This is a genomic window from Streptomyces niveus (genome assembly GCF_001723055.1).
Lineage (GTDB): Bacteria > Actinomycetota > Actinomycetes > Streptomycetales > Streptomycetaceae > Streptomyces > Streptomyces niveus.
Genome location: NZ_MDCR01000280.1, coordinates 1 through 6787 on the forward strand (window position 1 = coordinate 1; position 6787 = coordinate 6787).

A 6787-nucleotide genomic window follows, 5' to 3' on the forward strand; every position below is an offset into this window, starting at 1 on the left:
GCGCTGCTGCGGGCGGCCCGCGAGGTGAGTTTCGCGACACTCGCCGCGGACGCCCCGGACACACTGACCGTCGTGGCGCGCTTCCTCGCGCTGCTGGAGCTCTACCGGGAGCGGGCCGCCCGCAGCAGCGCCACGACGATCCCCGCCTGCTCCTGGACGGAGACGAGCGGCGCGTGGATGTGGTCGATGTAGACCTGCGGCTTGGGCTTGGGCTGCATCGCCTTGACCGCGAGCTTCGCGAAACCCTCGGCGCCGATGCTGATGACGACCTCGGGGAGCAGGGCGGCGTGGTGCGGTTCCAGGCCGACGGTGCGGGGGTAGCGGCGCGACTCGGAGTCCAGCCGCTCGCTGAGGATCTCGGCGATCCGCTTGTACGCGCGGTACTGGAGCAGCCGGGCGAAGAGCAGGTCCCTGGCCTCAAGCAGCGCCAGGTCGCCCTCGTCCTCCACCTCGGCGGACGGCAGCAGGCGCGCGGCCTTCAGATCGAGGAGCGTGGCGGCGACGACCAGGAACTCGGTGGTCTGGTCGAGGTCCCAGTCGGGGCCCATGGCACGGATGTGGACCATGAACTCGTCGGTGACCTTGGAGAGCGCGACCTCGGTGACGTCCATCTTGTGCTTCGAGATGAGCTGGAGGAGCAGGTCGAAGGGCCCCTCGAAGTTCGCGAGCCGAACGGTGAACCGCCCGTCGTCGGGCTCGGGTTCGGGCTCGGCGCCGGGTTCGGGCTCGGATACGGCTTCCGGCTCGGGTACGGACTCCGGCTCGGGTCCGGACTCCGCGTCGGGCTCCGGTACGGATTCAGGCTCCGGCTCCGGTACGCGTACGACCTCCGGCTCGGGCGTCGGCCCGGGCAGCACCGGCGGCGGCTCGACCGGCTCCACGACCACGGGCTCGGCCACCACCGGCTCCGCCGCCGCGCCGCCCGCCCCCGGCCCGCGCCCCAGCGCACGGCGGGGCGAGCGGGCGGTGGAGTCGTCGGTCGGCGGCATGGCGGTCCTGGAGGCGGGAGGAGCGGGCTCGGCCCGCCTGGGGCGCGCTTCCGAAGTGGCGTCGTCCGCCCGTGAGCCGGACGCGACTTCCGAAGCGCGCCCCAGGCTACCTTCAGCGCCCGCGCAGGCGCCGTACGAGGATGCTCGCGTCGCCGCGCGACTCCAGGTCGGCCAGGACCACGGCGACCGCCTCGCGGACGATCCGCCCCCGGTCCACGGCCAGCCCGTGCTCGCCGCGCAGCACCAGTCGCGCGTGCTCCAGGTCCATCAGCTCCTCGGCGGAGACGTAGACCGTGATCTTCTCGTCGTGCCGTTCGCGGCCACTGGGGCGGCGGTTGGCCCCGCGGCCCCCTCTGCGGCGCTGTCCGCCCTGCTGGCCGACGGTGGGCGTACCGCCACCGCCACCGCCGCCACCGCTGCCGCTGTCCTGCGACCCCTGGGGCCTGCGCTGCTGCTCCTTCTCGGGGGCGCGACTGCGGGACGTCGCCGACGCGTCCGCCTCCGTCGCCGAGTGCTCCTGGGCCGGTGCCGGTGCCGCCGCCTTCGCGGCACCCGCCTGCTCGGCGCCCTGGTCGCCCTCCTGGGCCGGTGCCGGGACCCGTGGCTCACCGTTCGCGGTACGCCGCCGGTCCCCCGGTGAGGAAGCCTGGAGCGCCATGCCCCCGGTCGTACGGAACAGCTCGTCGGCCCCGGGCAGACTCACTCGGCGTGACACCGGGCGAGCACCTCCCTGGCGAGCTGGCGGTAGGCGGCGGCGCCGACGGAGTTGGAGGCGTAGGTGGTGATGGGCTCACCGGCGACCGTGGTCTCCGGGAAGCGCACGGTCCGGCCGATCACCGTGTGGTAGACGTGGTCGTCGAATGCCTCGACGACGCGCGCCAGGACCTCGCGGCTGTGCACCGTGCGGGAGTCGTACATCGTGGCGAGGATGCCGTCGAGCTCCAGCTCCGGGTTGAGCCGCTCCTGGACCTTCTCGATGGTCTCCGTCAGCAGGGCCACACCGCGCAGCGCGAAGAACTCGCACTCCAGCGGGACGATCACCTTGTGCGCGGCGGTCAGCGCGTTCACGGTCAGCAGACCGAGCGAGGGCTGACAGTCGATCACGATGTAGTCGTAGTCCTGCATCAGCGGCTTGAGCGCCCGCTGGAGCGTGGACTCCCGCGCCACCTCGCTCACCAGCTGCACCTCGGCGGCCGAGAGGTCGATGTTGCTGGGGAGCAGGTCCATGTTGGGCACGGCGGTCTTCAGGAGCACCTCGTCGGCCGACATGCCCCGCTCCATGAGCAGGTTGTAGACCGTGAGGTCGAGTTCCATCGGGTTGACACCGAGACCGACCGACAGCGCGCCCTGCGGGTCGAAGTCGACGAGCAGCACCCGCCGTCCGTACTCCGCGAGCGCGGCGCCCAGGTTGATGGTCGACGTGGTCTTGCCGACGCCGCCCTTCTGGTTGCACATCGCGATGATCTTCGCGGGGCCGTGGTCGGTGACCGGGCCGGGGATCGGGAAGTACGGCAGGGGACGCCCGGTCGGGCCGATTCGCTCGCGGCGCTGGCGTGCGGCGTCGGGGGCGAGGGTGGCCGCGTACTCGGGGTCGGGCTCGTACTCGGCGTCGGGGTCGTAGAAGTGCCCCTCGGGCACCTCGTCGAAGTCGGCGAAGTGGGTGGACTCTCGGCCACTCTCGTTGCCGGCCATGGCGTTCACGTGTTGGCCGTCCATCGTCTGGTGGGCTGTCGTCATGTGCTGATGGGTCGTGAAGGTGCGGACAGCGACGGAGCCGACGGCCTCTAGCCCGGACGACGGGCTCCGGTGGCCCAGCGCGGGCATTCCTGGCTGACCACCCCCGGGAGTAAATGTCGACTCATTCACAAGTCGTCTTACCTCCTTGGACGTGACCAGGAAACTTATCGATAGGTCAGCGTGGCACCATGCCGACGGTTGGCGACTCTATGGCGTGTCACCACTCCGCAGCAACACAATCCGCCGGACCCGGCCCGATGTGTCGGCAACCGAACACCCTTGTGTCAAGGGCGCGCAGCCCTCTGTCGAGGCACGCCACACGGGTCGATAAGGGTTAAAGGGTTACGTTCGAGGCGAGTTGAGCGCGGGCCCGGAAGTGGCGGGACACACAGCCGGCCGGACCTTGCCGAGCAAGATCCGGCCGGTGGCGCGAGGTTGACGGACGCCGTTGACGGGTCAGGCGAGAACGGTGGCCAGTTCGGTGTACGGGAGGTCGTGGGCCTCGGCGACGGAACCGTAAGTGACCTGCCCGTCATGGGTGTTGAGGCCCTTGGCCAGCGCCGGGTCACGGCGCAGCGCCTCGATCCAGCCGAGGTTGGCCAGCGACACGATGTAGGGAAGCGTGGCGTTGGTCAGCGCGTAGGTGGAGGTGTTCGGTACGGCGCCCGGCATGTTGGCGACGCAGTAGAAGACCGAGTCGTGGATCCGGAAGGTCGGGTCGGCGTGCGTGGTGGGGTGCGAATCCTCGAAGCAGCCACCCTGATCGATTGCAATGTCGACAAGTACACTTCCGGGCTTCATCTTGGCCACGAGCGCGTTGGTGACCAACTTCGGCGCCTTCGCTCCGGGGATGAGCACGGCCCCGATGACGAGGTCCGCCTCGACGACCGCGCGCTCCAGTTCGTACGTGTTGGAGACGATCGTCTGCACCTTCGTGCCGAAGATCTTGTCGGCCTCGCGCAGCTTGTCGATGTCCCGGTCGAGCAGGGTCACGTGGAAGCCCATGCCGACGGCGATCTGGGTGGCGCTCCAGCCCGAGACGCCGCCGCCGATGACGACGGCGCGGCCCGGAGCCGTACCGGGCACGCCGCCGGGCAGCACGCCTCGACCGCCGACCGAGCGCATCAGGTGGTACGCGCCGACCTGGGGGGCCAGCCGGCCCGCGACCTCGGACATCGGCGCGAGCAGCGGGAGACGGCGGTTCGCGGTCTCGACGGTCTCGTAGGCGATGGCGGTCGTGCGGGACTTCAGCAGGGCGTCGGTGCACTCGCGGGAGGCGGCGAGATGCAGATACGTGAAGAGGGTCTGGTCCTTGCGGAGGCGGTGGTATTCCTCGGCTATGGGCTCCTTGACCTTCAGCACGAGGTCGGCGGTGGCCCAGACGGCGTCGGCGGTGGGCAGGATCTCGGCGCCGGCGGCGGTGAACTCGGCGTCCGTGATCGAGGAGCCGGCGCCGGCGTCCCGCTCGATGACGACCTGGTGACCGTGGCGCACGAGCTCGTGCACTCCGGCGGGGGTGATGGCCACCCGGAACTCGTTGTTCTTGACCTCGCGGGGGATGCCGACGAGCACGATGATCACGGTCCTTGGCTCAGGGGTTACTCGGGCAATGCCCCCCAAACCCATACGCGCGCGGCGCATCGGAAGGCATCGTTGCCGGTTACGACAGAGCCAGTCTAATGAAGGACTTCCCGCTGTCTAGCCTTGCAAAGCATCAACCTTCAGCCGAGGTGCTACGGATTTCGTAGGTGGAGGAGTCCGTTCCCAGCAGTCGATCGGAGGCGTGACGGTGCAGTCGGGCCGCCGTCGGGTCGCCGAGGCGGTCCAGGGTGTCCGCGAGCCGGAGCTCCAGCGCGGCCTGGAGCCGGGTGTCGCCGGCCAGCCGCGCGTACTCCACGGCCTCCTGGCAGGTGTGCAGCGACTCCTCCGGGCGGCCCGCGTACTCCTGGACCCTGGCCGCCTCGCTGAGCGCGCGCGCCTGGCCGGGGAGGTCCTGGAGCCTGCGGAAGCCTGCGGCGGCGGCGCGCCAGTGGCGCAGGGCCTCGCCGTACCGGGCCGCGTACGTGTGGACGGTGCCGAGCCGCCCGTACAGCCGCGCCTCGTCGGCCCGCTCGCCCCGGCTGAGCCGCTGCTCAAGGGCGCGGCCGTACCAGTCGGCGGCCCGGTGCCAGTCCTGGAGTTCCTGGTAGGCGCCGCCTACGGATTCCATCGCGCGGCCGGTGGCGTAGTGGTCGTTCGCGGCCCGTCCGGCGTCCAGGGCGGCCCGGTAGCGGGCCAGCGCGTCGTGCGTACGGCCCGACCGGGCGTCCAGATCGCCGATGTTGAGCAGGGCGGCGGCCTCCTCGCGGTGCAGGCCCTGGCGCTCGGCGACGCCGAGGACGAGCTGGTGGAGCCCGTACAGGTCCGGGGCGGCGGCGTCCGTGCCCTGGTGCGCGGCGAGCGCCCGGACGAGGGCGGAGACCAGCCTGCGGGCGAGGGTGTCCAGCTCGCCGTCGGCCACGGCGAGCCGGGCGGACGCGAGGAGGGCGGGCCTGCGGGAGGTCAGCCAGTCGGCGGCGGCCCCGGTGGTCGGGAAGCGTACGGCGCGGGGCAGCGCGGCGAGCTTCTTACGGGCCGGGGAACCGTCGGGCTCGGTGACGGCGCGGCAGGACTGGAGCAGCCGTACGGTCCGCTCCAGCATCCGGGCCCTGGCGAGCTGCACCTCGGCGGGCCGGTCCTTGGCCGCCATCAGGGCGCGCGTCATAGGGGCGAGGGCGCCGACGATCTCGAACTGGTCCCCCACCGGGCGCAGCAGGTTCAGCGCGGCGAGGTCGTCCAGGGCGGCCCCGGCGGCGGAGACGGAACAGCCGGCCAGCGCGGAGGCGGTGTGGGCGTCGGCGAGTCCGGCGGGGGCGAGGGAGAGCAGGCGCAGCATCCCGGCGGTGGACGGCGGCAGGTCCTCGTACACGAACCGGAAGGCGCGCGCCAACAGGCGGGAGCCCTGCGGTTGTCCGAGGTCCTCGGGGACGGCGCGCAGCCGCTTGGCGACGTCGGCGACCGAGACCCTGGGATGGGTGGCGAGCCAGCCGCCGACGAGGGCGATGGCGGCGGGCTGCCCGCCGCACTCCTCGGCGAGGGACTCGGCGGCCTGCGGGTCGACGGTGATGCGTACGGACCCGGTGAAGGTGCCGAGCAGTTCCATCGCGGCCTTGGCGTCCAGTCCGCCGATGGTGCACGGGCGGATGTCGGGGATGCCGGTGAGGGGACCGCGCGCGACGGCGACGACGAGGCAGTCCGGGTTCTCGGGGAGCAGGAGGTCGACCTGCTCGGCGTCGTGGGCGTCGTCGAGCAGGAGCAGGACGCGTCGTACGGCGAGTGCCTCGCGCACCATCTCGGACATCTCGTCGTCCGCGGCCCCGGGCGGCACGTCGATGCCGAACCCTCCGAGGAGATCGCGCGCGGTCCGCTCGACGGGTACGGGCTCCCCACCGGGCTCGGTGAGCCGGATGTGCAGCACCCCGTCGGGATACCGCCGCCCCACCTGCCGCGCCAGCTCCCGTGCCAGCGCGGTCCGCCCGGACCCGCTCTGCCCGGCGATGAGCAGCACCCGGGTGTGCGCGGCCCTGCGCCCGGCGATGGTGTTGAGCCCGGCGCGCTCGATGTCGCCGTGCAGGGCCTTCAACTCCCGTTGCCGGCCGAAGAACCACCGGGCGGGCTCGGGGGCCCCCACCCGTACCCGGGCGGTCCCCGCCTCCGCCGGCGCCGCGCGAACGGCACCGACCGGGGGGCCCACCTGCCCTTCGCCTCTCGTACCGGCACCGGGCGACCCCGACTCGCTACGGGCACCGCTCCCCCCGCCGGCGGCAACGCCACTTGTCGGCGGCCCCGCCTGCTCGCGCTCGGTCCGCTGCATCCCGACGCCGGGCGGCCCCGACTCGGCACGCGCACCACTTCCCCCGCCGGGGCCACCGTCCGCCCCGACCGGAACCGTCTCCTCCACGACCCCACCCATCGCCACTCGATCCGCACCCGGCACCGCGGTTGGCGAGCCCCCTGACGCCGCGTCACCGCGCGGAGCGGGC

4 protein-coding genes and 2 pseudogenes are annotated in these 6787 nt (G+C 72.4%); 1 reads left to right on the forward strand and 5 read right to left on the reverse strand.

Annotation, left to right across the window (positions count from 1 at the left end):
- A pseudogene (locus BHU15_RS41610) lies at window positions 1–192 on the forward strand (segregation/condensation protein A); the annotation flags it as partial.
- Here BHU15_RS41610 and BHU15_RS28035 read toward each other — a convergent pair.
- From BHU15_RS28035 to BHU15_RS28055, 5 genes and pseudogenes are all read right to left on the reverse strand, one after another.
- Window positions 114–989 (reverse strand): annotated as a pseudogene (locus tag BHU15_RS28035) (segregation and condensation protein A); the annotation flags it as partial. The pseudogenes BHU15_RS41610 and BHU15_RS28035 overlap by 79 nt on opposite strands.
- 112 nt (window positions 990–1101) lie before the next feature.
- Entirely contained in the window at window positions 1102–1692 is a 591-nt protein-coding gene (locus tag BHU15_RS28040; RefSeq protein WP_069629725.1) for a hypothetical protein, read from the reverse strand.
- Window positions 1689–2813, reverse strand: coding sequence for a ParA family protein (locus BHU15_RS28045; protein WP_023542675.1), 1125 nt, complete (start codon window positions 2811–2813; stop codon window positions 1689–1691). The genes BHU15_RS28040 and BHU15_RS28045 overlap by 4 nt, the downstream gene beginning before the upstream one ends.
- 369 nt (window positions 2814–3182) lie before the next feature.
- Window positions 3183–4298, reverse strand: coding sequence for an alanine dehydrogenase (gene ald, locus BHU15_RS28050; protein WP_069629727.1), 1116 nt, complete (start codon window positions 4296–4298; stop codon window positions 3183–3185).
- A 142-nt stretch (window positions 4299–4440) separates the two neighbouring features.
- On the reverse strand, window positions 4441–6717 hold the full coding sequence (locus BHU15_RS28055) for a tetratricopeptide repeat protein (RefSeq protein WP_438284989.1): 2277 nt from the start codon (window positions 6715–6717) through the stop codon (window positions 4441–4443).
- Between the last annotated feature and the right edge of the window lie 70 nt (window positions 6718–6787).

Bases quoted from the DNA above. Each gene is read 5' to 3' on its own strand.
- BHU15_RS28055 (WP_438284989.1), bottom strand. From the start codon at position 6,717: ATGGGTGGGGTCGTGGAGGAGACGGTTCCGGTCGGGGCGGACGGTGGC.
- BHU15_RS28045 (WP_023542675.1), bottom strand. From the start codon at position 2,813: ATGCCCGCGCTGGGCCACCGGAGCCCGTCGTCCGGGCTAGAGGCCGTC.